The sequence below is a fragment of the Enterococcus malodoratus genome (assembly GCF_027659535.1).
Taxonomy (GTDB): domain Bacteria; phylum Bacillota; class Bacilli; order Lactobacillales; family Enterococcaceae; genus Enterococcus_A; species Enterococcus_A malodoratus.
The window spans coordinates 43,741-67,978 of the sequence record NZ_JAQDPG010000011.1 but is presented as its reverse complement, the minus strand read 5'-3'; the positions used below and the strand labels follow the sequence as shown (position 1 = coordinate 67,978).

Genomic DNA, 24,238 nt, shown 5'->3' with positions numbered 1-24,238 from the left:
ATCCATTTCAAAATGAAATGAATCGAAGGTTTTAGTTAATCGACAATCAAACAGTTTAATGATTTGCCATATTCTTGTACCACAGTATCCGCAATTTCTTGATCGATTCTGCCTTCTTTTTCAAGCTGCTGAATCAATTGAATAATGTTGTCATTTTCTTTGCGCTCACTGATTCGAATCTTCTGAATCAGCTTATCCAATTGTTTCCGAAGTGTTGGATAACTGGTTGAGTAGATAGTCGCCAGTTCTTTGATTGACCCCGACGAAAGAATAAAGAATTTTATAAACTCGATTTCCTCTTCACTTAAATCTGAAATCCAACTTGGTTCTCCGCTAGTTTTCATAATCCCCCTCATTTCTGCTAGTTGATGCTAAGCTTTTTTTCGTTTACTAAATGCTACCAATCCAATCATCGCTAAGAAGAATAATCCTAAAATGATCAGTCCATTACTTCTAATGCTGCCTGTTGATGGCAATCGTTTAACCGCAGGGTTTGCTGCGCTGAACTCATTTCCTGCCAGGTCAGTGATTTTGATATTGGTAAATAAATCGACACCACGATCATTTAAGTTCGGATTGTGGGCTCGCGATTGAATTTTCTGTTCGCTATCTGTCTCGGCATTTACTGGATCCGCTGCCGGATCAACTTTCTTGTCGTAGTACAAGGTTGAGATGATATTATTCCCAAAATCAACATTTTCTGTTTCTAACTCTTCTGAAGTTGTTTCTGCGGTCAGTTCAATTAAGCCTTCATAAAATTGGGCACTGGCAAAATCCGGTGCACGACCATCTTCTGTGTCTTGATAGTTTTTGTTAAACTGAAAAATCAATTGTTGGTTGCTGACTTGATAATTTCCCATCTCGCCTAAACTACCGGATTGATCTGGGTAAGTTAGATTGGCGGGCAAAGCAACTGACATCATCGTATTTGCTTCGATCAATGCCGCTTTAGCCAGCGACCAATTCAATTTCACTTTTACCGAATCCTTGTGATTGATGCGCTGGTCCTCTGTGATTGCTTGATCGTCCATATCCGTGATTGCTGCTTCGTTAACCACCACACTTGCTTCTTCAATGGTTTCTGCAAAGATCGACATTGGGAAAATCCCAATCATCATTCCGCAGATTGCTGTTAGTGACCATAATTTCTTTAAACGATTCATTCGTTTTCATCCCCTTTTTAAAACGTAATATATTCCTGCTTGTTGGTTTCCGTCATTTTAGTACCATATAAAATCGTTCCTGACATACTTGCCAGCATTCGAACAAGTTCCCGCTCGCCTGTCTTATCGGTCGGGAGCTCTGCCAAAGGCAGCGCGCTGATCTTTTGTTCGATTGTTTCCAATGCTTCCGTACTTTTCGTCTTCTCTGTTTGCCGCGAGGCTTTTTTGCCGGTTTTCGGAAGCTTGGATTTAGTCGTTGGTGATTGCGTTGTTTCACTTGTTGAAGACGTTTCATCTGAGGAGCGTTCTCCATTTGATGACGTTTCTTCATTTGCTTGGTCGGGCGGCTGTTCCGGTTCGATTGCTTCACTGGCGGGAACCATCTCTGCATTTTCTTCTATTCGATCATTGGTAATAATCAACATATTGCCGCTTTCCGATAAATCAAACGATCGTCTGACCTGTTCCTCCTTGACCTGCTCGATCAATTTTTCGCTGCTGTATAAGATCGGCGCATTGGACTGATAAAACATCATTGAAGGCAATGCAATCGCGATCAATAAACTTCTATTCATAGGCGCCTCCCTTAACCGTTAATAATAAATGCCCAAATTCGGCCCAATCCTCCGGTGTTGGCGGCCGCTTCCAAATCATTTGGTGGCATGGTAATGTATCAATCAAAAAATCAGACAAATAGATTTGGGTCTTCGTACTTAATTTTTCTTCATAACAGATATTCATACTTTGCAACGAACGCAGCATCGTTTGAATGTATTCGTTATAGCTGCTGCCGTGAGAAAAATCGATGCAAATATAGACAGGGTCTTCCAATTCCTCAACTGAAATTTTCGTGATCAGGAAAAACAAATAATCATAGTACAATTTATTCCGTTCCTGTTCGGAATGAAAAAGTCCCTGTTGACCAATTCGTTCGATGAAATCTTGGATCAGCTCATCCAACTTAGGATTGATCTCTTGAAAGTAACGGCGCTGGATTTTCGTCACAAAAGTCGTTTCACGAAAATGATAGATTAGCCACTTCCGATTAATTCGCAGCAGTCCAGCTACTAATGACCGATCCTCTTTCAATCGAGCTAACTCAAATCGTGAATGGTTAGCTAAATATTGCAAAAACTCCTCCACCAATACTTCCGCCTGCTGGTTCTCATCTTGCTTGATAAATTGCAGTTCCTGTTGCAGATCAACCTCCATCATTTGGCAAAACAGCAGCAACGCAGCAATCTCGCGGCGCTTTTCTACTTGCGTCAACGTAAAATGATTGTCCAGCCATTTTGAAAGATACTCAGTCGCCGCATTTTCTTGATAATCAATGTAGTTATCGGCTATCCCGTGTCCTTTTCTCAGCCGAATCAATGCAACACTCATGTAGAAAAGAAATTTATGTTCCTTTGTTTTAGGCAGCGACAGATTTAAGTAATGTTCCAGATAGCGAAAAATTTCTTTGGCTTGTTTTTGAATCTCTTCATCAAAAGGACTCGTTAACCCGTTGAAAATCTCATAATATAAACCAAACAAAAAACTTCGAATCGAAAACTCATTTCCTATTAATTGATTTTTCTTTAACTGAAATCCTTCATCCGTCAACTGCTCTTTTAGACGTTTATATAAGCGATAAGTACTTGAACGGCTTACATGCAGCTCTTCAATTTGTTTATCCAAACTCGTTTCATTGGTCACATACCGATGAAAAATCTGATACGTCAAGCTACGCTTTACCAAAAAAAGCCGCATTTTTTTTACAATCGCATGGTTCAATCGATGAACCTCGATTTCACCTGTTTCAAGCAGTTCGATCGTCGCATCGTAGTGATTTTCCTCTAGCTCTGCTTGGAGTTCTTGCAGGTACTTTTCTAATTTATAGCGAGAAATTTCCAAAATATCTCCGAGCTGTTCAATTGAGCAATACGCATTCTTATTTAATTCTAAGTACTGAAGTAAGTACCATTTATAGCGGTCATCATCTATCAATAAATCGTTTGCCTGCATCTCTCGCTCCTTTCATACCACGATTAATAATTAACTAATTTTATTTAATTATATTATCCAAATCGATACATTTTAATTAGCAAAATAATCAATTTGTCCTTATTTTTTTTTATTCGCACAAAAAAAAGAGATTTGCATAATGCAAATCACTTTGAATCTATAGTTCAATATTAACATATTATTAATAAAATTTAAAAATATAATATGTTTATTTGGCAAAACAACAAAATATATGCCTTGTTCTTTTATTATATGCTTACTTTATGGTACCTTGCTCATTTTTAAAACTTATTTAATGAGAAAAGACATAAGTTAAAAAATAATTATTTTCTGTTAATATTTTTGATAACTGAGGTCACCCGTTTTGCCTGACTCATTCATTTAAGAATCCAACTCAACAGCTCTAGAACAAATTCTTTTACATTTTCTTTTACAATCACTATGCTAAAAATAATTTCAATTTGAGAGGAGTCTATTGATATGGACAAACATTTTTTTATTGAGAAGAAAAATGATTCCCTAGATTTTCCCTTTTACAATGGAAAACCTAAAACTATTAATACGGCACAATGGGCAATTATTCTTGGAATACTTTTTATCGGTTTTCTTATTTCATCTTTTTGGGATCCTAATACCTCTTCTTCTTTAGCATTTTTAGTAATCATCGTTTTTAGTTTTATGAAGCTTTTTTTTGGAATAGGAAGTTTGGCTCTATTTGCTGGAAAGGATGCCTTTCTATTATTTAGGAAGTTTAAACCAAAAGATTTACTATTTTTAGCAGGTATTTTGATCGTTGATTTTCTTTATGCAGGTGCCGCGGTCGTGATAGTCAACCTATTTGATCCGGCAAAAGCCAATCCAGCGGTGGTTTCGTCCACTCAAGCACATGGTCTAGAATTATTTTTGATCAACACATTGAGTAATATCCCTAATCTTTTAGGTGAGGAATTTCTCGCACTGCTGCCCTTCTTGGCGTTCTTGTATTTCTTCTACCAAAGAGCGCATTGGTCTCGTAATAAAAGTATCGCCATGGCGTTGCTCTTATCTTCGATTATTTTTGGTTTGCTGCACTTACCGACCTACCAATGGAATTGGCTGCAGGTCATCTTTGTGATCGGGTTAGGCAGGTCAATTGAAACGGCTGCCTATATTCGAACAAAATCCATATGGGCCTCTTTTCTTGTTCATTTTATGTTCGATACCTTGGCCTTCTTGGTAGGATTCTTGGCTTAGAATACAAAAAAAACAGAGGAAATTCCTCTGTTTTTGTTTTTATACTAATGTTCTGCCTTTGATCAATAAGATGACCAAGAGTCCCACCATCGCACCTAAGCACGCTCCCTGAAGCAGAGATAATACAAGATACATTCCATTGATTTTTTTACCTCTCGCGAAGATATTCAAAATAAATGATAGGACAAGTCCAACGATTGATAATACCAACAACACTTGTAACATACTAGCTCCTCCTTTTGACTTTCGTCAGTAATAAATATACCCAAAGCCTGATAGATTTCTGACAAAGTGAAACTATTTTTTCAAGTTCTTGATCTATTCAGCGAAAAAGGCGGCGCTTCTAAGAAATCTGAAAGTATTGTTTCCTGTTTAGCGTAACCTGTTAGCACATTTCGATTAAAACGTTCGTTTTGCAATCGTGATATATTTTTTCAAGATACTTCCGCAGACGTATGATAATGCCAAAAAGATCAAACCAACTAAAAATCCAACGAAAACTTGCGGAAGTCCAGTCAACGTAACGAATAAGACGTTGAACGGTATATGCAGAATGCCAAAAAGATTCAGCATAGAAATCGCCGGCAAAGCGACACCAATCATACCAAAAGCTCCTGTTAAAACGGACAAGATCGGCAAGATAAAGATTCCTGAAAAGACCACCGCTACACCACTACCAATTCTTTCAAACATATTTCTCTCCTCCTTATTTCCTCCATTAACACCATAACTACTTTGCTTATTCATTTTTTGTTCCATCTTAAACACTCCTTCTTTTTTTGTTTTTTTATTTTTATTCGCTTTATAGGTTTTATAAACAAAACGATGATTCTAGTTTTAGATACCGAACGATGGTATGTATAACTTTAAAATGAAACTGCCTGTGCAGGCAGGGATTATTTTTTTTGTTCATATAACTTGCGGAATTGTTCCAGCTTTTTGACGGCAGTAGCATCAAATACTTCAATTCCTAATTTATCCATCATCTCTTGAAAAAGCGCGAAACGATTAGCGACACTGCTTGGATCATCATCATGGATCAATGGCGTTAACCAAATATTGATGAGTAATAAGATGACCTCGGCCAATTCTTTGGGATACTCTGTTTGAATGGAGCCATCCGCGATTCCTTCTTCAATAATCGGTTGAACATAATGCGGCGCCGATTCTTTGAAAATCCCTTCTAGCTGCATAACCAGCATCTGCGGATTTTTAAGAAAATCCGGTGCCATTTGAAACATATCCTCTTGGCGGGGATTCTCTAATGCTGAAGTGAACAAGGCTTGTAGTTTTTGCAAACCGGTCATATTCTTATTTTTTTCAAGCCGTTTAATATGTTCCAGCTCGTTCTCATTATTTTGATAAAGCTTGTCCATCACACCATCCAAAATATCTTCTTTGGATTTGAAGTGATGATAGATCGCCCCTTTTGATAAGCCGCCAAGATTATTGACGATATCTTGAATCGAAGTATGTTCGTATCCCTTTTCTAAAAAGAGCTGCGCGGCCACATCCAAAATTTTATTGATCGTTTCTTCAGGATATTTATTACGTGCCAAGACGATTGCCTCCTATTCATACATTCGGTTGGTATGTATATAATATAATCCCTTTCACCTTGGTTGTCAACAATTTTTGAAAAATTCATTTAAAGACTATTTTTTTCGCCGCAAACCTACTCGCAGTTTTACCTTCAGATGCTGATAGGTTAGGAAATGCCGCCGTTCTCGCTTGATTGCCTTATAACGCTTAGGCTGCTTTTTATAGAATTCTTGATGATAATTTTCTGCTGGCCAAAAAGTTTCCGCTGCTCTAATTTCTGTAACAATCGGTTTACTATATCTGTCAGAGTCAATCACAGCTTGTTTCGTTTTTTCCGCAATCCTCTTTTGTTCGTCATTTGTTACAAATATGATCGGGCGGTACTGAGCACCCCGATCTTGAAATTGACCAGCGTCATCCGTTGGATCAGTGATTTGCCAATATAGATCAATCAATTCTTGATAGCTCACAACGCGTGTGTCAAAAATGATTTCTACCGCTTCAACATGACCTGTGGCGCCGCTGCTGACCTGATCATAACTAGGATTTTCGATCGTCCCGCCGGTATATCCTGAAAGAACGGAGACAATTCCCGGATGGTTTTCGAAAGGTTCCACCATACACCAGAAACAGCCGCCAGCAAGAATTGCCCGCTCTTGATAAGCCGGATCAGTCACAAAATGCTTCTCCTTCACAGCTTTCTCGACGACCGGATCATTTCCAGTGATTTCTTGATAAAAGTCCGTCACATCCGGTGTCAAATTATTTCGTAAAGCCAATGGACGCAATTCTGCCTCCAGCTTCGCCAATTGTTCTTTGAAATTTTTCTGGTCAGCTAACGCGTTTTTAGTCGTCGTTAATAAGTAGCGCTCCCACTCACGAGTATTCGGATTCAAGATCAGATTATAAATCCTTTGCAGCACTTCTTCTTGAGTCAATTGCATTGTTTCCATCCCCTTACTCGATGATAAATGTCTGAAATCATCTGCAATTTACCACAATTTACTTGAATAATCGAATAGTTGGATTGGGACAAAAAAGAAGGCTTATCGAATTGGATAAGCCTTCTGGTTATTGATACTGCTAAATTTTCAAAATCCCTTTGATTTTCCGGAATGACACGCCATAGATAATCACTTGGTAAAGAATGACTAGAATCAGCAGCACACTATCCATCATCAGTGCGTTCATTTCATTACTGGTGAATTGACCATCATTTGTACTAAACATCAACAGGGTAAATCCATAGATCAGAATCGAAGCGAGAACAGTCGGCAGAATAAATAATTTATTCAATTGACTGACCACACATTTTCGAATGTAGTGATTGTTTGCGCCTAAGCGTCTTAAATCTTCAAAAAGCTGTTGGTTGGATAAACCGATCGTGATGCTGCGAGTATAAGAGATCACGCCAACCGCGGCTAAACAAATGATCGCAACAAAAATGAAGACTAAGAAGAAAACTGCGACACTTTGGAAAAATGTGTTTTCCACCAGCACTTTCATTGCTGGATAATACTTCCAATCATCCATCAAACCAGTGTTGCTAGGTGTTAGCTCAATCTTTCTATCATACCCATAGTCTTGATTATTTGCCCTGGCTTTTGCCGACTGATAGGCATCATAGGTATTGTAAACCGCCATTTTAGGTGACGCCTTCTCAATGAACTCCTGATAAACATCCTGAGCGAATGGATAAGATGCTTCCACATCCGCAACATTAAACAAAATCTGTTTCGTTTGATTTTCTTGAGTAAGGTTTGTTTTGACTTTTTGATAGTCTTGATCGTTCAAAACATACCGGCGGCTTCCTTGACTGACAAGCTGCTGGCAGCGAACGATTCCCTTAAACTTCAACGGAAACGCTTCTTTTGTGACCGGATTTGTCACTTGATCCATGTCGTCATCTTTTTCGAAAAAGGATTCTGCCTCTTCTTGTCCTTTCACTCGATAATAGTGGCCTTGAGGGATTTCGAGCGTATTATTCGTTTCCCGATTAAAGGTAGCAGCATCGATAAAATCGGCTAACCGATGATCTTTCCTATAATCCTCGATCAATTTGCCATCATCCGTCCAATCACGCTCTACCCCACTAGCCAGCAGTTCTGAAAAAATTATTTCCTGATAATTCTTGATTTTCACATCGTGCTTCTTTGCCAAACGATAAAGGTCTTGCTGGTCTACTTCATCTTCAGCATGATTATAGTGCAGCTCGTAATCTGCTGGGCTATTGGCAATCGCATTGGTAGAACTAGCCAACTGCGGCGGATAAAAACAAGCGAATAAGCTGGCCGACAGCAGCAAAGCGATAATACACATATTCCGAACGGTTTGTCGGCCCTGAAATTTCATCATGTTGGAAGCAATCAGGTCATTATAATACTTCTGCGGATTTCTTCCTCGTTTGCTCTTCATAATAGTGTACGTCATGATACGGTAGATTCCGATCAATGAAAGCAAGTAGGTAGCGCTCCATATACCTGGAAGCAATACTCCCATCGTATTGGATACGATACTAGGTACTACAAAACCCAGCAGAATCCCTGCAATCAATAAGATGATTCCAGACACGCCATATTTAGCAGTGGCTGGCCGCAGCGGTTCACTCTTATGCTGATGGTATAAAATCTCCATCATATCGGTGCGGCGAACAAAATTGTACAACTGAAACAATACCGGGATCATCGAAACGAGTCCAAAAACCAGACCAATCGCGATACCTTCGACGGTCAATCCCAACGACATCTCACCTAGATTTACCAAAATGAGCCGGAAAATCTGCCAGATCAGAAAAGCTAGACCAATCCCAAGAATTACGCCTGCCGCAATACAGCCGATCATCAATTGCAGCAGCTCGATCGTCAGTTTTTGCGACAAGTATTTTTTCTTTGCGCCTAAGGCTAGAAAGACACCTGTTTCTCGACTTTTATATTTTAGAAACAGATTGGCCGCGTACATGATGAAAATCAAACAGCCTGCGATCGCGATCGCAAAAATCATCATTACCTGTTTACGGCTATCCCCGCCGACTGGCAATGTTTGTTGAACAATCGTACTGTAAAGCATCACAGCGTACGAAGTGATCAGCAACACTGAAAACGTCATACAGAAAATAAATTGCAGGTAATTCCGCTGATTGTATTTTCGCAGCTTTTTTAATAAATCAGATAGCGATAGCTTCATCAGGGTTCCCCTCCAATTCTTTCAGGACATGGAGCAGCTCATCGAAGAATTGTTGTCTGTTCCCCGTCCGTACCAGCTCTGTGAAGATAGTGCCGTCCTTCATGACTAATACGCGGTCACAATAACTCGCTGAAAAAGTATCATGAGTCACCATGAAAATCGTCGCTCCTAAAGTATTTTTGGCTTCTATAAACGCTTCGATCACTGTGTCTCTTGATTTGCTGTCTAAATTTCCAGTTGGTTCATCTGCTAATAGGATCAGCGGATCATTCATCAATGCTCTAGCCACCGCTGTTCGCTGCTTTTGTCCTCCAGAAATCTCGACCGGATACTTATTGGCGATTGAGTCAATTCCAAATAATTTAAGTAATTTGCTGACCTTTTGTTCCATTGGACGATATGGTGCTTGAGTGATCACCTTTGGTACACAAACATTTTCAAAAATTGTCAGACCATCCAACAGCATGAAATCTTGGAAGACAAAACCGAGTTTCTTATTGCGCACCTCGGCCATCGCCTCTTCATCGAGATTCGCCAATAAAGTATCATCTAAACGAATCTCACCTTTCTCATATGGAATAAAACAAGAAATACAATTTAATAAGGTCGTTTTTCCACTTCCTGACGGCCCCATCACCGCAACAAATTCGCTCTCATCCACTGTAAAAGATACATCTTTCAACACGTCATACTGAACCCCACCAGTATGAAAACTTTTATACAAATGATCCACTGTTAACATTATTTACTCCCCCTTGTTTTCTATACCCTTATTCTAAGCAACTCCGCCTCACTTACCCATGGGGCATTTTGTAAACTTTGACTCGTTTACCGTCATTTTTGGCATCCCTTTAATGATATAATGGTGAAAAAAATGGAGGGTGGTTGAATGTTAGAGGTTGTCTGTTGTGACGATGAAAAAGAAATGCGTAAAGCATTGATGAGAATAATCGAGCCGGAGTTGCAGCTGCAAGGTATTGAGTATCAGCTGCGTGAGTTCTCTTCGGGGGAAGAATTACTCAGCAGTCGGCTGGAGTCGATTGATCTTCTTTTTTTAGATATTGAGATGAAAGCTTTAGATGGTATTGAAACGGCCAAGCAATTACGAAAAACTAATCAGCATGCTGTGATCATCTTTGTCACAGCGTTTGCGGATTTTGTCTTTCAAGGCTATGAAGTGAAAGCCTTAAATTATATCTTGAAGCCTTATGGTGAGAAAAAAATCGTTGAGGTCCTACATAAAGCATTAGATGAGCTGGAAACGGCTCAACCGAAGTATTTTGTGATTGAACAAAAATCAGGCATCACTCGAGTGGCGCTAAAAGAGATTTGCTATTTTACCAGTGATCGCCGCATAGTAACGATTGTGACTGCCAAAGATCCCATCACCTTTTATGAAAAATTGAATGACTTGGTTCTGCCGGACCACTTTCTTCGCATCCATAATCGCTATGTCGTCAATCTGCATTATGTGGATCAAGTAGAAGCAGGGTCTCTGACCTGCAACCAAGAGCAATTGCCCATCAGTCGAAAATATCGCCAGTCGCTCATGGTCAGCTTTGCTAAAAATATGTTAGGTTAGGTGGTTCAATGAATTTTGTAGTGGGCGTACTCAACCAGCTCTTCGGTGTAATCGGCACGTACTTTTTGTACCAATTAATCAGACAATTCATTGCTGTTAAAAAGAATTCTTTTTTTAAGCTGATCTTTATCTTCATACTTTTTTGCTCCATCGCGCTGCCGATTTACCCAAATGATTTGTCAAATGTGACTTTTCTTTTTCTCTTTTTTTTGGTGTCTAACCTGCTCTTTTTGCAAGGTCCGTTCATTCATAAAGCCTCCTTGACCCTTATTCTATTTCCCTTTATCATCGCACTCAATTTTTTGGTGGAAGATATCGGCTTAAGACTTTGGCAGGCTGGCGGCGAGGGATTTGCGCTAGACTTCTTTCTACACGGCAGCATGCATTTGCTGCGCGGGCTTATTTGGTTTGGAATGTATCAGCTCTTTCGCTTTGCCGTTCCATATTCAAAGACCCAGATCACTACGAAGCTGTGGGTGGTCATTGACTTAATTTGTTTGACCCCGTTATTTGCTATGATTAGTTTCATCATTTTTACCCCAGCGGAGACACGAATCGTGTATCCTACTGCATTTGCTTGTATCCTAACAAGTATTTGCAGTCTCTACATGACCGGTCATATTGCGAAAAGTTTTCGTTATAAACTAGAAAATCAAAACTTGCAGCTGCAAAAGGATTATTATCAGGAGCTGGAAGGCAATCAAAAGCAATTGCGAAAAGTTCACCATGATATGAATAATCACTTTGGTGTCATGTTGAATTTGATTCGTGAAAAGCAGCCGGAGCAAGTAGAGAATTATCTGACAAACTTAACCGAGCAGCACATTCTCTCGAATCACATTTTCTGTAAAAATACGATCGTCAACGCTGTTTTGAATGCCAAATACCAAGTGATGCAGGACTATCAGATCGACTGCTCGATGCAGTTAGACATCGACACCCTGATCACGATCGATGACATCGATTTGTGTTCCCTCTTTGGCAATACCCTAGACAATGCGATCGAGGCCGCCAAACAAGCGCCGATAAAAGAAATCACAATGAAGGCTAGATATTATAACGGGTTTCTGAGTTATGAGATTACAAATACGAAAAAACATCAGATAAAAAAGAATGGTTCCCGTTTCTTCTCAACGAAAGCAAAACCGCAGGAGCATGGCATCGGCTTGCAGGCTGTCCGTTCCATAGTTGAAAGCTACAATGGAACCTTAGATATTCATTATGATGACGAGCTGTTTTCACTAGTCGTATTAATCAGTGATATTTAAAAAGCGAAGCACCTCTGTTAAAAGAGGTTACTTCGCTTTTTGCTTACAATAATTCTTTTCTCAAGGTCGCATCATCGACGGGAGATAGATATTTTGGTGCAATATCTAATACCGTAAATGCCCCGAATTGTTTTTCTGCGGCCAAACGAGCGCAGGCTCTAGCATAGGCTACAAGAACACTGGCAGTGAATTCAGGATTGCTTTCTAATTGTAAATTGTATTCAATCACTTGTTTCGTATTTTCGTGGGTAGTTCCCGTACGCAACACGGTTCCGCCGTGAGGCATCGCGTGATGATCCCGCTTTAATTCTTCAGCTGAAATAAAATGAACGATCGTATCGTATTCATCAAAGTAGTTCGGCATCGTCACGATTTCTTCTTTGATCGCCGCTTCATCAGCGTTTTCTTCTAAGACTACAAAGCATTCCCACAGATGTTTGTCTCGAGTCGTCAACGTCATTTTTTCGCCGGCCTTCAATTTCTCGATCACTTCACTTTTAGGAATCGTGTATTGGATCGCATCGGCGACGCCATCGATTCTTCGCAACGCATCTGAATGTCCTTGGCTGACACCCTTGCCCCAAAATGTATAGGTCTCGCCTTCCGGCAAAATACTTTGCGCGTATAAACGATTCAAGCTGAATAAGCCTGGGTCCCAACCGGTCGAGATAATCGAAACCGTCTGATTTTCTTTAGCTGCTTGATCGACATTGGCGAAATGTTCTGGGATTTTCGCATGGGTATCAAAACTATCGATCGTATTAAAATTCTTGGTAATCGCAGGCGTTTGAACCGGTAAATCCGTCGCTGAACCACCGCATAAAATACACACATCGATGTTTTCCTTTTGCGCTTCTAACTCATCTAATACATAAACGGACGCGCCATCGGTTTGAACCGTTGCCGGGTCTCTTCTAGAGAAGACTCCCACCAATTCCATATCCGCATTTTGTTTCAATGCTCGTTCAACGCCGCGTCCCAAATTTCCATAACCTACAATCGCAATTTTGATCATCCGCAATTCCTCCTAATACTATTTATTAAAATTATACTACAAAAAAATAGCGAATATTAAGAAAATCTCATTCTAATATTTTTACAGCTTGATAACTTAGAACCGACAATGAAAAAGACCAAGAAACTCTTTGTTTCTTGGTCCGCCTTTTAAATTAGGTTGTATTCAATCAAACTGTCAACGGCTGCCAATACAGCCTCTTCTTTGGTTCCAATCGGTTTCCAGCCTAAGATTTCTCTCGCTTTGGCGTTGCTGACATTACGGTTCATCTCAGCCATGAATTGTCCCTCTTTGGCCGTTGCATTTACGTAAGATGCCGTTTTTAACATCCAATTGGGCATGACTCTTTTCGACAAAGCAGCTGCTAATTGAGGACGTTCTCTACGCAACAGCTCCGCGATTTCCGGCATTGAGATCATTCCATCCGTTGAGGCGATAAAACGCTGGCCCGCAGCTTCTGGTATGCTCATTGCTCGAATATGCAGATCAACGACATCCCGCACATCCACCACATTCAACTGAATATTCGGTATTACTTTCATCGAACCGCTGGCAATCCCCTTCAATAAATCAAAACTGCCGGAAACGTGACTATCTAAGGAAGGGCCAAAAATAGCTACTGGATTGATTGTCGCAAATTCCAAGCCCTTACCTTCCGTTTCAATAAACCGCCATGCGGCTTTTTCGGCCAGCAGTTTAGATTTTTCATAGGCGGAAAGACCCTTGGCATTTTCATCAGTCCAATCTTTTTCAGTCGTTACCGAATGCCAATCCTGATTAGTAAATCCTACTGCACCAAAGTTTGATGTCATAACGACTCGTTTAACTTTCGTACGACTAGCCGCTTTCAAGATGCGAAGGATTCCTTCGACTGCGGGACGAATCACTTCTGCTTCATCCTTAGGAATTTCAAAGAACACGGGAGAAGCGACACTCAATACGTAATCGCGATCCACCATCGCCTCAGTCCAATTGTCATCCTTTGAAAGGTCTGCTTCGATAAATGAGAGCTGTTCAAAATTTGTGACACCGTTTTTGCGTAAGGTATTGATTACCTTGTCCTTGCTTTTCAATGAACGGACCGTTGTTCGAACATCATAGCCTTTATTTAATAGTTGTAAGAGCATTTGCATGCCTAAAAAACCTGTTCCGCCTGTTACCAATACTTTGTCTGCCATAGTGAAGACCTCCATCAATTTTTCTTTACTTTAAACCCTAAACTATGGTTTAGGGCAAGAGGTTTGATAAAAAAAGAACGGACCAAAATTAATTGATCCGCTCTTATCAGAAGCTATTACAACAAATGATTCTCTTTCAATACATCACCAATATACGTATCTTCGACTTTCTTCACAAAGTGTTCCAACACTTTTTTCTCAACAAAAGGCAGATCCATTTCGGAAAGTTTTTTGCGATCGCTTAAATAGTAGACCGAGTTAGCTAAAGTTCTTAGATCATAGGCGGAAGCATAAACTTCTGGTACGCCTCGTTCAATATCCAAGAATGAGTAAACAGCTTCCATCGCTGTCCGAACAGAATATTCTGTGGTGAAGACCGTATCACGTTCTGTCTCGGCAAAGTTTCCGATGAAGGCTAGATTTTCTGAACCATTCGGAATCACTAAAGGACGATCGCCAGGTTCGCGTAGCATAAAGTACGATGTGATAAATGGCATGTAGACAGGAACCACTACACAAGATTCTTCAGAGAATTTCTTAATGTCGTCTTCTGGGACACCTAAGTGATACATCAATTCTTGAACGATTTCTTGTCCGCTGCATTGTTCGATCGGTTTCTTGATATAGTTTCCGGGTGTGTTAGACAAAAGTCCGTAAACCCAAGTTACTGTTTGTTGGTCTTTTTGTTCTTTGAAATGCGGTTGACGATGTGTCGCGAAGCTCATCATCCAATTGGAATCCTTGATCGTAATGATCCCGCCGGTCACAACTTTACCTGTCCGTAGTTTCCGTTTAGTTAAGCGTGAGATATACGGTTCAATGTCAAAGTTTTCCCAAGTTACAGTCGCTGAAACAAACCAGCTTTCGTCTGGCAAATTATCGCAAAAGACTTCTGGATGACCAAACTCAGCTGATTGTTTCGCTAAATTTTTCCATAGGTTCCAGCTGCCGCCCAATTCATGAGTGATCGGTGCTGGTGTATGATGGTCGCCTTCAGTAGAACTTTCCGTGATTGAGCCGTTTGTAACAAAGACCAAATCCTTTTCTGTCAACGCGATTTCTTCTGCTTTGCCTGCACGCGTCAGCAAGATCTTTTGCGCAACCTTTTTATCTGGTGTTGCTTCAACTTGAATATTGTTGATCTTCGTTTCGTATTGGAAATCCACTCCGTGATCATTTAAGAATGATAATAGTGGTTTTACTAAGGATTCATATTGATTGTAACGAGTGAACTTCAATGCCGTGAAGTCTGGCAGCCCTTTGATGTGATGGATAAAACGCATCACATAACGGCGCATTTCGATCGCTGAATGCCATTTTTCAAAGGCAAACATCGAGCACCAATACAACCAAAAGTTTGAGGCAAAGAATTCATCGCCAAAAACGTCTTCGATTTTCTTGCCGATCAATTGATCTTCCGAAGTCATAAAGAGTTCGACTAGTTCTTTTTGCGCTTTTTTCGATAACGTGAAGTCGCCATCATCCGCCGCACGTTCACCGCGGTTATGAATGATCCGACAATTTGATGAGTTGGGATCATCATGGTCCAACCAATAAAATTCATCTAAGACTGAGGCATCTTCGACTTCCAGTGATGGCACAGAGCGGAACAAGTCCCATAGACACTCAAAATGATTTTCCATTTCACGTCCGCCGCGTGTAACAAAGCCATCGTGAGGAATAAATTTTCCATCCAATGATCCGCCGGATAAAGATAGTTCCTCAAAAATGTGGATATTTTCACCCTTCATTTGGCCATCTCTGATCAGAAAAACTGCTGCCGCTAATCCAGCTAAGCCTGCACCCACGATATAAGCGCTCTTCTCATCAACGCCCGCTGGTTTTCTCGGTCTAGCAAATGCTTCGTAATTTCCATTCGTATATCTCATGATGTTTCCCCCTTCAATTTACTATCTTCAGCTTACCAATTCAAAAAAATAATTGAAAACAAGACGCCTCCTGCCGGTGCAAAAGTTAGACTATTTAAGTGATTTGTCTAAAAACCCTGACTATTACGCGCAATAGCATATTTTTTCCGAAAAAAAAATACTAAATGCTGGATTCCTCCTAACATTTAGTATTCATCATGCCGTATTCAGTTCACCTCAAAGAAACTCTTTTGTTTCCCTCGATTCGTTTCCACGCTAAAGAAGCCTGACTATATCCGTGTTTCGTCATGCCTTACTTAAGAGCTCTTATCCCAAAAAGGACAGCTACTTCTTTTTTTCTTTTTCTTCTTTTTACCGTTCAGCCTGTCCACTTCTCGCTTAATCCGTTTATCTTCCCTCCCTTTCGCTATTTGTTCCGCCGTTTTCCCTATACGTTTATAAGCAGTATCTGGCTTTTGGATCAATGTGGCTGCGTTAGTCGATTTTTTCTTTGAGTCGCCCTTGATTGATTGGGGCTTAGGCAAATTGCTATTATCAGATAAATCATCTTTACTTGAAGAAGTAGATTTATTGCGGGTTCGTTTTGTATCTTGACTTGTTGGTGATGCGACGCATTCAGTCAAAGGAGTCTCTGGCAGCCCTTCATTTACAGGAGTTATTTCAGCATTTTGTTTCTTGTCAGGATCACGCTCAGCTAATAATGTTTGACCCGCTCCGCTTTTCGCTGGTCCGTTTTGAACGGCTTGTTTCTCTATTATTTTTCGTTGTGAAACTTTTGGTGAAGCCTCAATAGAGTCCTTTTCATCTAAGGAAGCTTGAGCCGCTGCCTTCTCTTCTTTTCGGCAATTGTATGCAGTTGCGATGACCACTTCTGGTGTTTTATAGCTGATCAATTCGACAAATTTTCTTACTCCGGTATTTTCAAAAATGGTCAGTGTCGTCAAGGTTCGCAAAATATTCGCAGTCAGCTCCTCGTCTTTTGTCGGATCCGTATCACGAAGGGTTAATTTATGCTTTTTACCGCTGGCATCCTCAAAGATAGATTCCACATGATAAACAAGACCCTCTCTGCGATTATCGAGCGTCCCTTGTTTTTCTAAATAATTATTATAAAAACGCGCTTCCTCTGTAGCAGCGTAATAATTTGACTCTTTCTTGAATAATCTTTTAATGATTGTCTTCCATTCGCCTCCGTTAAAGCAAGTCTTGAAAAATGGACTATACTGACGCATCGTGTCATTAGGCTCCGTTGTAAGATACACTTCACGAATTAGATCCTTCAGCTGCTCAGTAAATGTACCTTGACTAAGTGCGTTGCGTACAAGAATAGCCACCATATACTGAATCAAATGCTCACTATTTTTATTCGTTTCATAAAAATTCTGCACCCTTTTAGCTAAATTCTCCTTTTTCATCAAGAATATCTGTCTTTGCCCTAAGTCCGATCCACCCATATTTCCCATCCTCACCTTTTCTGGAAATCGCTTCCATAAATTTATATGCTTATAATATAACTAAAATAACTAGAATGTAAATAGTTTATCGAAATACCTTTATTTTTAATAAGTTATTAACGCTTTGAATAAACCAGATGATTCATCTAGCTAATTTTCCTCGATCTCAAAAAAAATAACAAAAAAGAGGATTCAGATTTTTTCTGAATCCTCACTGATAAAAAATACTAGGCGTCTTGTTCCGTCATGATGATCGGACCTTCTTTAGTGATCGCAATCGAGTGTTCATATTGTGCACAGAAGCTGCCATCTAAGGTACGAGCAGTCCATCCATTGCCATCGATTCCAGCTTCCCATGTTCCTGTGGTGATCATCGGCTCGATCGTGATTGTCATGCCTTCTTTCAGTCGCGGACCTTTGCCTGCTGTCCCAAAATGCGGGAAAAAGGGTTCTTCGTGGATCGTTGGTCCAATGCCATGTGCTAGAAAATCTTGTACGACGCCATAGCCTTTGCCTTCCGCATATACTTGGATAGCGTGACCGATATCTCCTACTCGGTTGCCGACTTGAGCTTGTGCGATCCCGATCATCAACGCTTCTTTGGTGACATCCATCAAAGCTTGATGTTCAGGGGTAATCTCTCCGACTGCATAGGTCCAGCAGCTGTCAGAAATTGCTCCATGATAATCAACACAAAAATCAACCTTCAAGACATCCCCTGATTTTAAACGATAGTTTGACGGAAAGCCGTGACAAATCTCATCATTAACACTTGTGCAAGTCGCAAATTCATAGCCCTCAAAACCAATTTGTGCGGCAGTTGCTCCGGCCGCTTCAACCTTTTCTTGAACGAATTGATTGATTTCCTTCGTCGTGATTCCCGGAACGATAATATCCCGTAATTGCTTATGGATACCAGCTAAAATAGCGCCGGACTCCTTCATTTGATCAATTTCTCTGCTTGATTTCAATGTGACCATTTAATCGCTCCTTGTTCGTTTCAATGTATTTATTTTTCTTCAAGAAAAATAAGTTAGATTCTCACGCCGTATATCATTCCTCTAAACTTTTCTGGCTTCGGTTCTGAAAATCTTTATGTGTCAACTTTGAGCCAAAATATCTGCGAAAAGAGGGACTGACATCTTTTTTTGTTTCATTTTTTCTTCTATCTATTATTCACTCACAACACTGAAATGTTATACCACGAAATGTTTTTGAAGGAAAGTGTAGACACTTTTAGGTCATTAATCGCTCGTCGTTCTTAATTTCAGCTTAAAATCTTTCAAAGGTCCGCTCTGCCAAAGCTCGTCATTTTTTAAATAGACTTGACCATATTCGATGATCCAGCCGTGAAGATTTTGCGCTTTGAGTGTATCCATCGTCTCGGGCCACATTATCTGACTCTTTAATTGCTTATAGCCTGCAGCAGCAAAGCCAAATCTTTCAAACATTCGCTGGGCGTACTTATCGGCGATAAAGGTCGAGTGGTCAAAAACATAGACTAATAATGCATCGGCGGTCTCTTCACCGATACCCTTGATTGCCAACAGTTCCTTCCGCAGCGCTGAAAATTCTTTGCGCGCTACCTGCACCAAATCAAAGTGATAGCCCTCCAGCCAAGTTAATAAGGCCATAATCGTATTGGCTTTTCCTTTGTAAAAACCGCTTGGTCGAATTAAGTCCTGCAGCTGTTCCTTATCCAATGCCAAAACCTTTTCCGGCAGAAATTGGGTTGCTTCCTCTAAATTGACCAACGCGTAATCAACATTGCGCCAATTGGTATTTTGAACCAGCACCGCACCAAGCAGAATCTCCCATTTATTATCTGTATCCCACCAGCGTTTATGTGTCATTATCTGACTAAACGCTGTATATAATTCTTCAATGTTTATGATCATTTTTTCCTCACCAGTAGTTGATTTGCTTTTCATCGCTATCAATTATATTAGAAATCATTCAAATAAGCTTGTAGAGCATCCGCCAATTTCCCGATATGCAGACCATCGACAAATTGAGTAGTAAAGGTATCACCAGTCTGATAATCCTTATTTGAGAAAGAGAACTTCAGTGCTAATTTTACCCCTGTCATATTCGGCAGAGTATCATTCGGCTGTACTTCATCGCCATTGATTTTATACATTTTTACTGAACTGAAAATATTGTCAGCAATTGCCCCGCGTGCTTGTCGTTTCGGTGTTTCTTTCTTTTCCGTCTCTGTTGTCGCCTTCGCAGATTCACTAGAGGCTGTCGTTTGCGTCTCCTCCGTTGCTTTTTTCTCGCTGCTTGAAGAAGAGATCGCTGGTACTAACGGTTTTGCTGAAGAAGACACTGCTTCTTTGGCCTCCGTAGAATTTATTGTCGAGTCTGTCGTGCCTTCTGCATAGACAAAAGCAGGACTGAGAATTTGTAAAACAAGTAACGCAACCAACCCAAGAACTACTAATTTGTTTTTCATAACCACTAACACCTTTCCTGATTTCTTAATGAACGAAAGCGATCACAGCAACACCGATGAACACCTTCTCGTTATAACAGTTATTTATGGCTTAATTTTATTTATATAAATAATTAAAATATAACTGTTATCAATCAATACATTATAAATTAATGTTAATTATAAAACAACATTAAAAAAGAAAATTTATTTTTAAACCTCGCAATCCTACTCAAAAAGCTGCTAAACCCTTTGGTTAATTGATGTTTCTCGCACAAAAAAAGCTGACCGCAAAGTCAGCCTTCTTCCTATCTATTAGCGAATACACAAAAAAGCGACGCCAGAATTTCTCTAGCGTCGACTGCTTTTATATCGAATTGACGATCAGCCCAAATGCAGCTAAAATCGCGCCACCGACAATTTGAATGACCAATACTTTGGTCGGTGTATATTTTTTATGCTTCAGCAAATAGTACGTTAACAGGGTTACGCCTAGTGGTAAGATTCCTTTTACCAAAGCATCCAGCACATCCGTCTGAATTGACAAACTTTCTTTTCCGCTCAGATGGACACTCAGTGGCGTGGCAATCTTAACGAAATTCGCGGCTAACGAACCAATGACGATCGCACCCAGCGTTTGCGAAAACGTCATGATATACGACAACCGTCCGCCGGCCATCATTTTCTGAATGCCTTCTTTGCCTTGCTCGTACCCTTGAATCCATAAGAAGTACGCGATAACAGTCATAATGATCCAGTGAAGCGCAAAGAATAAAACGGGCCCCATAAAAATATTTCCTTTAGCCCCGAATGGCAGAGTAAACGACAGCAGGATCGGAATTAATGTTCCTTGCCACAAGGTATCCCCGATTCCGGCCAACGGACCCATCAGACCTGTTTTTAAACCGTTGATAGTTTGGTCATTAATATCCGCACCCGACGCCCGCTCTTCTTCCATCGCAATCGTCATAGATAAGATCGGACCGCCAAATGAGGGTTCGGTATTGAAAAACTGCATATGCCTTTCCAACGCGGCCTTCATCTCAGCCTCGTCTTTGCCGTACAGCTTTTTCAAGATTGGACTGAAGGCATGGACGACCCCCGTAGCCTGCAGCCGTTCGTAGTTGTAGTTTGCATGAGAAAAGAAGGTCCAGCGCCAAAACGCTTTGACGATATCCTTTTTAGTCAACAGCTTATCTTGTTTTACTTCCGCAGTCTGCTCCATTAAATTAACCCTCCATTCTTGTCTTTCAAGTACAATTCAGTGAAGACATACCCGATAATTAGGGCAAATACAGCGATCGGCACAGATGGCAGACCGGAATAGATAGCGAACATGAAGCCAAAGGTAAAGAATAATAATGTCCCCTTGCCATTCATTGCGCGTAAGTTCATTGCGATCCCTAACGCGGGCAGAATCCCTCCGATTGCTGAAAGAACATCCAGCGGACGACCGCTCAAAGCATCAACGATTCCTTCGACTGCATCGGCGCCTAAATAAGCAGCCAATGCAACAGGCACAACTGTAATTAATAGTAAAAATAATTGCGGCGGTACGATGTGCAGCCAATTGATCCGATCAATTTTTCCTTCTTCAGCAGCTTTATCCGCCATATGAACAAAGGTGATATCGACCGTCATATGAGCTACCCAGATTAATGTTCCCAACAAACCGATCGGCACGGCCAACGTTACAGCAACCGCTGGTTCAACCTTCGCAGCCATTGCTAAAGCGGTTCCAAGAGTTCCCGCAAGTGCCGGATCCATTGCGACTGTTCCTCCGGCTGAAATAAATGCTAAATACGGTAAATTGATTGCTGCACCAATGATACATCCTTGCACCGGATCTCCCAAGATCAACCCTACAACAGTCCCATTCACTAACGGACGCATCCAACCATGTGTCCCGACTAACGAAAGCCAAGGCGTTCCATTGATCCCAAGATAGTAAACGACACCGATTAAAATTGCTTGGATTAGGCTTATTTTCATTCCTACACTTCCTTTGCTAAACTATTTTTTTAAAGCAATCCTTCAATTGCTTGCGAACCTTGGTCAGGAATTACATGGATCTTCATTTTGACATTTTGACCAACAATTTTTCGGAAGGTCTCTTTTTCTTCTTCTGAGGCCGAGATATTTTTATGGAAGGTTTTACGATCCTTTCGTGCACCCATTCCGCCAATAATGATCTCATCAAACCTCACACCTTTTTCAATCAGCTGCCAATATGTCTGCGGCTCCTTTGCTAGCACTATGATCTTATGCCGCTCTGGAATATCAGCAAGCAGTTTCGCGCCATCATCAATCCCTAAAATAGACAATTTGATCCCATTCGGCACTGCCATCGACATAATTGATTTAGTGAATTCATCCCCCGCTGTCGCATCATCCACAATCACGATATGATTGCCTCCAGTAAATTGCAGCCAAGCCGTCATGACCTGACCATGAATCAAACGATCATCGATTCTTGCTAAAACGATTTGTCCCATCTCTGCACACTCCTAATTTTTATCTGTTCGAATTATTTTGCAGCTTTGCCATTTCTTCTAAAAATTCTTTGATGCCTTCTTTTCCAGCAGCCATTGCCGCTTGGTACATCGTCTCCAAATCCGCACCGATCATCCGCTGATTAAACGCTTCGATCAGCATTGGCAGATTCACGCCTGAAATCAAACGATAGCTATGATCCTTCAATTTGTTAAACGATAATGCCGTTTGGTTATAAGGACTTGCCGAAAATAGATCGACTAAAACCAAGACCCCATCACCCTTATCCAATTGACAAATACCCGCCTGAATCTTTTCACTAAATTCAACGATATCGTCGCCATGCTTCAACCCTAATGTTTGATAATCTTCCTGCTCACCCATAATAAGACTCAAACTGTCCATCAAGCCCGTCGCCATTTCACCATGAGTGACCACTAGAATTCCTGTCACATTCTCCACCTCTTTCTGTAATTTGAACATTCCGACCCTTACCAATGAAAATGCATTACGGTCTTATTCCAGCCAGGATTCTCTACAAATTTTTCCATAACTGCTCTAAAATCATCACCAGTCGCGATCTCCACGATTTGTTCCGGCAAGATTTTGCTCAATGCTGCTCGATATTCTGGTTTCTCCATCCCAGCGACAACGGCTTCAAAATCAACGGTTGATGAACGACTGCTTCCATGGGCAGTGATTCCCTTTTCCAAAATATCGCGTGTATCGATTGGAACCAGCTCTTCTGTCACACCCATGAAAATAATATCTGCTAACGAATCCGCACTGTTGATCGCCTGATTTAATGCACTCTCGCTGAATTTTCCGCCCGTACATTCGATCAAGACATCAAATTTTTCCTGTGAATGATCAAAATCATAAGTCAATACATTCTCGGTTCGAGCAAAATCAAAATGAGCTAGCTTGTCATCCGCCGCACCAAAAACGACGAAACGTTCTGCATCGACACCATACAAATATTTCAACATAACTGCGGTAAAGTAACCGACAGGTCCATCGCCAAAAAGAGCGACCCGAGTATCCGCTTGTTTCAACTTGTCTTCCACATGACTAAGCGCGTGATGGGAAACGGAAGAAAGTTCTGCCAAAACAGCGATCTCATTCGGAATCTCATCCGGGATCTTCACCAAACATTCCTCTGGATGAACCAGACGGCTCTGAGCCAGTCCATCATACCCGCTGCCTAAGAAGGCATTTCCTTTTGAATAGTTCACGGGAACATCCGGTTTCTGATCAATCTCTGGATGTAAGATTTGCCCGGGGATATTCGGAACAACGACAACCCGATCGCCTACCGAAAATTTTTCTGAACGCGTCTCTTTTACAATTCCGATCCCTTCATGTAAGAGTGCCATTGGTAATTTTTTAGCCAATGCTTCTGGACGCCGCAAGCCAGCGAAATATCTTAAATCAGCGTGGCAGATACTTGCATACGTCGACTCTACCGCTACCCATCTATCTGGAATCGTTCTGGTTTTATGAACTTCTTCAATGACACCTGGCTTAACAAGACTAAAAACTCTTGATTCAACCGAATTATTCATTTCATTTTCCTCCTCATTTTCGAGCGCTCGTTTACACTCTTTGTTGCTCGTTTACGAGTATATCACCACGAAACACTTTTGTAAACGCTTTATTTTTAAAATAGCATTCGATTCTGTTTTATATCGCTAGACATGATACCTTTAACTAGATTAAAAAAACAAAGTTCTTCATTTCTTCGAGTTTATTATGGTACTTTATACCTAATAAACCTTAACTATCGTTGCCCTTAAA

Annotated in this window: 25 protein-coding genes; 3 read left to right on the top strand and 22 right to left on the bottom strand. The window is 40.7% G+C overall.

From position 1 onward, the window contains the following. Positions 1 to 35: 35 nt before the first annotated feature. Genes PGP85_RS16745 through PGP85_RS16730 form a run of 4 tightly spaced genes read right to left on the bottom strand, consistent with a single transcriptional unit; the run spans position 36 to position 3,170 of the window. Positions 36 to 344 (bottom strand): DUF2089 family protein, encoded by a 309-nt coding sequence (locus tag PGP85_RS16745; RefSeq protein WP_270328522.1) that lies wholly within the window; start codon positions 342 to 344, stop codon positions 36 to 38. A 27-nt stretch (positions 345 to 371) separates the two neighbouring features. Beyond that, positions 372 to 1,163, bottom strand: coding sequence for an LPXTG cell wall anchor domain-containing protein (locus tag PGP85_RS16740; RefSeq protein ID WP_270328521.1), 792 nt, complete (start codon positions 1,161 to 1,163; stop codon positions 372 to 374). A gap of 17 nt (positions 1,164 to 1,180) precedes the next feature. After that, a complete protein-coding gene (locus PGP85_RS16735; RefSeq protein WP_270328520.1) occupies positions 1,181 to 1,738 on the bottom strand; it encodes a hypothetical protein in 558 nt (185 codons plus the stop codon). After that, positions 1,731 to 3,170: a helix-turn-helix domain-containing protein gene (locus tag PGP85_RS16730; RefSeq protein WP_270328518.1), complete on the bottom strand. Its 1,440-nt coding sequence runs from the start codon at positions 3,168 to 3,170 to the stop codon at positions 1,731 to 1,733. The genes PGP85_RS16735 and PGP85_RS16730 overlap by 8 nt, the downstream gene beginning before the upstream one ends. A 480-nt stretch (positions 3,171 to 3,650) precedes the next feature. Between PGP85_RS16730 and PGP85_RS16725 the strand changes: the two genes are divergently transcribed. After that, the gene (locus PGP85_RS16725) at positions 3,651 to 4,403 is read left to right on the top strand and encodes a CPBP family intramembrane glutamic endopeptidase (protein WP_270328517.1); all 753 of its coding nucleotides are present in this window, start codon (positions 3,651 to 3,653) and stop codon (positions 4,401 to 4,403) included. Between the two features lie 39 nt (positions 4,404 to 4,442). Here PGP85_RS16725 and PGP85_RS16720 read toward each other — a convergent pair whose 3' ends face one another. From PGP85_RS16720 to PGP85_RS16695, 6 genes are all read right to left on the bottom strand, one after another. After that, entirely contained in the window at positions 4,443 to 4,628 is a 186-nt protein-coding gene (locus tag PGP85_RS16720; protein WP_270328515.1) for a hypothetical protein, read from the bottom strand. A 174-nt stretch (positions 4,629 to 4,802) separates the two neighbouring features. Then, positions 4,803 to 5,162 (bottom strand): hypothetical protein, encoded by a 360-nt coding sequence (locus tag PGP85_RS16715; protein ID WP_010743022.1) that lies wholly within the window; start codon positions 5,160 to 5,162, stop codon positions 4,803 to 4,805. Positions 5,163 to 5,299: 137 nt separating this feature from the next. Beyond that, positions 5,300 to 5,962 carry a TetR/AcrR family transcriptional regulator gene (locus tag PGP85_RS16710; protein ID WP_010743021.1) on the bottom strand — a complete coding sequence of 221 codons (663 nt, stop codon included), beginning with the start codon at positions 5,960 to 5,962 and terminating at the stop codon, positions 5,300 to 5,302. Between the two features lie 96 nt (positions 5,963 to 6,058). Further along, positions 6,059 to 6,889 (bottom strand): peptide-methionine (S)-S-oxide reductase MsrA, encoded by an 831-nt coding sequence (gene msrA, locus PGP85_RS16705; protein WP_270328602.1) that lies wholly within the window; start codon positions 6,887 to 6,889, stop codon positions 6,059 to 6,061. 139 nt (positions 6,890 to 7,028) lie between these two features. Beyond that, complete coding sequence (locus tag PGP85_RS16700; protein WP_090403608.1) at positions 7,029 to 9,128, bottom strand: FtsX-like permease family protein; 2,100 nt, start codon at positions 9,126 to 9,128, stop codon at positions 7,029 to 7,031. Beyond that, positions 9,109 to 9,870 (bottom strand): ABC transporter ATP-binding protein, encoded by a 762-nt coding sequence (locus PGP85_RS16695; RefSeq protein ID WP_270328513.1) that lies wholly within the window; start codon positions 9,868 to 9,870, stop codon positions 9,109 to 9,111. The genes PGP85_RS16700 and PGP85_RS16695 overlap by 20 nt, the downstream gene beginning before the upstream one ends. Positions 9,871 to 10,017: 147 nt before the next feature. Between PGP85_RS16695 and PGP85_RS16690 the strand changes: the two genes are divergently transcribed. Further along, positions 10,018 to 10,710 (top strand): LytR/AlgR family response regulator transcription factor, encoded by a 693-nt coding sequence (locus PGP85_RS16690; RefSeq protein WP_270328512.1) that lies wholly within the window; start codon positions 10,018 to 10,020, stop codon positions 10,708 to 10,710. 8 nt (positions 10,711 to 10,718) lie between these two features. Beyond that, positions 10,719 to 11,978, top strand: a complete 1,260-nt coding sequence (locus PGP85_RS16685) for a sensor histidine kinase (RefSeq protein WP_270328511.1) — start codon at positions 10,719 to 10,721, stop codon at positions 11,976 to 11,978. Positions 11,979 to 12,021: 43 nt separating this feature from the next. On the opposite strand, the gene PGP85_RS16680 is transcribed toward PGP85_RS16685, so the two are convergent. From PGP85_RS16680 to PGP85_RS16625, 12 genes are all read right to left on the bottom strand, one after another. After that, a complete protein-coding gene (locus PGP85_RS16680; protein WP_270328510.1) occupies positions 12,022 to 12,993 on the bottom strand; it encodes a diaminopimelate dehydrogenase in 972 nt (323 codons plus the stop codon). Between the two features lie 149 nt (positions 12,994 to 13,142). After that, positions 13,143 to 14,171, bottom strand: a complete 1,029-nt coding sequence (locus tag PGP85_RS16675; protein WP_270328509.1) for an NAD-dependent epimerase/dehydratase family protein — start codon at positions 14,169 to 14,171, stop codon at positions 13,143 to 13,145. 116 nt (positions 14,172 to 14,287) lie between these two features. Beyond that, positions 14,288 to 16,060 (bottom strand): oleate hydratase, encoded by a 1,773-nt coding sequence (locus PGP85_RS16670; protein WP_270328507.1) that lies wholly within the window; start codon positions 16,058 to 16,060, stop codon positions 14,288 to 14,290. Positions 16,061 to 16,356: 296 nt separating this feature from the next. Beyond that, complete coding sequence (locus tag PGP85_RS16665) at positions 16,357 to 17,514, bottom strand: hypothetical protein (RefSeq protein ID WP_270328506.1); 1,158 nt, start codon at positions 17,512 to 17,514, stop codon at positions 16,357 to 16,359. 227 nt (positions 17,515 to 17,741) lie between these two features. After that, positions 17,742 to 18,494 carry a type I methionyl aminopeptidase gene (gene map / locus PGP85_RS16660; protein WP_010743008.1) on the bottom strand — a complete coding sequence of 251 codons (753 nt, stop codon included), beginning with the start codon at positions 18,492 to 18,494 and terminating at the stop codon, positions 17,742 to 17,744. Positions 18,495 to 18,758: 264 nt separating this feature from the next. Beyond that, on the bottom strand, positions 18,759 to 19,412 hold the full coding sequence (locus PGP85_RS16655; protein WP_270328505.1) for an endonuclease III domain-containing protein: 654 nt from the start codon (positions 19,410 to 19,412) through the stop codon (positions 18,759 to 18,761). 47 nt (positions 19,413 to 19,459) lie between these two features. Then, positions 19,460 to 19,969 carry a hypothetical protein gene (locus PGP85_RS16650; RefSeq protein ID WP_270328504.1) on the bottom strand — a complete coding sequence of 170 codons (510 nt, stop codon included), beginning with the start codon at positions 19,967 to 19,969 and terminating at the stop codon, positions 19,460 to 19,462. A 346-nt stretch (positions 19,970 to 20,315) separates the two neighbouring features. Further along, positions 20,316 to 21,173 carry a PTS system mannose/fructose/sorbose family transporter subunit IID gene (locus PGP85_RS16645; RefSeq protein WP_010743004.1) on the bottom strand — a complete coding sequence of 286 codons (858 nt, stop codon included), beginning with the start codon at positions 21,171 to 21,173 and terminating at the stop codon, positions 20,316 to 20,318. Then, positions 21,173 to 21,940 (bottom strand): PTS mannose/fructose/sorbose/N-acetylgalactosamine transporter subunit IIC, encoded by a 768-nt coding sequence (locus PGP85_RS16640; RefSeq protein WP_010743003.1) that lies wholly within the window; start codon positions 21,938 to 21,940, stop codon positions 21,173 to 21,175. Before PGP85_RS16640 ends, PGP85_RS16645 begins: the two co-directional genes overlap by 1 nt. Before the next feature lie 29 nt (positions 21,941 to 21,969). Continuing rightward, positions 21,970 to 22,443, bottom strand: coding sequence for a PTS sugar transporter subunit IIB (locus tag PGP85_RS16635; protein ID WP_010743002.1), 474 nt, complete (start codon positions 22,441 to 22,443; stop codon positions 21,970 to 21,972). Between the two features lie 19 nt (positions 22,444 to 22,462). After that, positions 22,463 to 22,894 carry a PTS sugar transporter subunit IIA gene (locus PGP85_RS16630; protein ID WP_034708493.1) on the bottom strand — a complete coding sequence of 144 codons (432 nt, stop codon included), beginning with the start codon at positions 22,892 to 22,894 and terminating at the stop codon, positions 22,463 to 22,465. Between the two features lie 38 nt (positions 22,895 to 22,932). Next, positions 22,933 to 24,006, bottom strand: coding sequence for an alcohol dehydrogenase catalytic domain-containing protein (locus PGP85_RS16625; protein WP_010743000.1), 1,074 nt, complete (start codon positions 24,004 to 24,006; stop codon positions 22,933 to 22,935). Positions 24,007 to 24,238 lie beyond the last annotated feature (232 nt).